This window comes from Nocardiopsis halotolerans DSM 44410 (genome assembly GCF_000341065.1).
In the GTDB taxonomy this organism is placed as follows: Bacteria; Actinomycetota; Actinomycetes; order Streptosporangiales; family Streptosporangiaceae; genus Nocardiopsis; species Nocardiopsis halotolerans.
Window position 1 is genome coordinate 1 of record NZ_ANAX01000410.1, and the last position, 1853, is coordinate 1853.

General features: G+C 58.4%; 1 rRNA gene. It reads right to left on the reverse strand.

Features of this window, described 5'->3' with window-relative positions:
• Positions 1 to 13: 13 nt before the first annotated feature.
• Positions 14 to 1546, reverse strand: a 16S ribosomal RNA gene (locus D455_RS0128620).
• Between the last annotated feature and the right edge of the window lie 307 nt (positions 1547 to 1853).

Below are 1853 nucleotides of genomic sequence, written 5' to 3' on the forward strand. Positions count from 1 at the left end.
AAAGACTCCTTAGAAAGGAGGTGATCCAGCCGCACCTTCCGGTACGGCTACCTTGTTACGACTTCGTCCCAATCGCCAGCCCCACCTTCACTCACTCCCTCCCACAAGGGGTTAGGCCGCAAGTTTCGGGTGTTGCCGACTTTCATGACGTGACGGGCGGTGTGTACAAGGCCCGGGAACGTATTCACCGCGGCGTTGCTGATCCGCGATTACTAGCGACTCCACCTTCATGGGGTCGAGTTGCAGACCCCAATCCGAACTGAGACCGGCTTTTAGGGATTCGCTCCACCTTACGGCATCGCACGCCCATTGTACCGGCCATTGTAGCATGTTTGCAGCCCAAGACATAAGGGGCATGATGACTTGACGTCATCCCCACCTTCCTCCGAGTTGACCCCGGCAGTCTCCCATGAGTCCCCACCACTACGTGCTGGCAACATGGAACAAGGGTTGCGCTCGTTGCGGGACTTAACCCAACATCTCACGACACGAGCTGACGACAGCCATGCACCACCTGTCACCCGCCAACCAAATGACCTCACATCTCTGCGAGTCCACGGGTGATGTCAAACCTTGGTAAGGTTCTTCGCGTTGCGTCGAATTAAGCAACATGCTCCGCCGCTTGTGCGGGCCCCCGTCAATTCCTTTGAGTTTTAGCCTTGCGGCCGTACTCCCCAGGCGGGGCGCTTAATGCGTTAGCTACGGCGCGGAAACCGTGGAAAGTCCCCACACCTAGCGCCCAACGTTTACGGCATGGACTACCAGGGTATCTAATCCTGTTCGCTCCCCATGCTTTCGCTCCTCAGCGTCAGGTAAGGCCCAGAGACCCGCCTTCGCCACCGGTGTTCCTCCTGATATCTGCGCATTTCACCGCTACACCAGGAATTCCAGTCTCCCCTACCTACCTCTAGCATGCCCGTATCCACTGCCAAACCGGAGTTAAGCCCCGGTCTTTCACAGCAGACGCGACACGCCGCCTACGAGCTCTTTACGCCCAATAATTCCGGACAACGCTCGGACCCTACGTATTACCGCGGCTGCTGGCACGTAGTTAGCCGGTCCTTATTCCCCACCTACCGTCAACCCGAAGAAAACTCCGAGCCTGCGTTGGTGGTAAAAGAGGTTTACAACCCGAAGGCCGTCATCCCCCACGCGGCGTCGCTGCGTCAGGCTTTCGCCCATTGCGCAATATTCCCCACTGCTGCCTCCCGCAGGAGTCTGGGCCGTGTCTCAGTCCCAGTGTGGCCGGTCGCCCTCTCAGGCCGGCTACCCGTAATCGCCTTGGTAGGCCGTTACCCCACCAACAAGCTGATAGGCCGCGAGCCCATCCCCAACCGAAAAACTTTCCACCCCCGGCCAGGAGGCCAAGGGTCGTATCCGGTATTAGACGGCGTTTCCACCGCTTATCCCGGAGTCAGGGGCAGGTTGCTCACGTGTTACTCACCCGTTCGCCGCTCGTGTACCCCGAAGGGCCTTACCGCTCGACTTGCATGTGTTAAGCACGCCGCCAGCGTTCGTCCTGAGCCAGGATCAAACTCTCCATAAAGGTCACTCAACCCAACCCGGCGATCCGGAGACCGTCCTGGGCGGGTAAACCTAGAAGCAATCCTGACCAACCGGGTCTCCCCGGCCAATCAAAGGAACCCTGCACACCAACCCCGAAGGGGCTGCTGTGACGGGGCCAAAACAAACTATGGCTTAAAGAAAATCAAACACGCGCTGTTGAGTTCTCAAGAAACAACCGCTCCTCCCGTACAAACCCACCCGACCGTTCCCGGCCCCGGTGTGCTCTTCCGTGGAAGGCGTTGCTGCGTTTCCGCTTTGTTGTGTCTTTACTTTATCAGGTGTTCCGC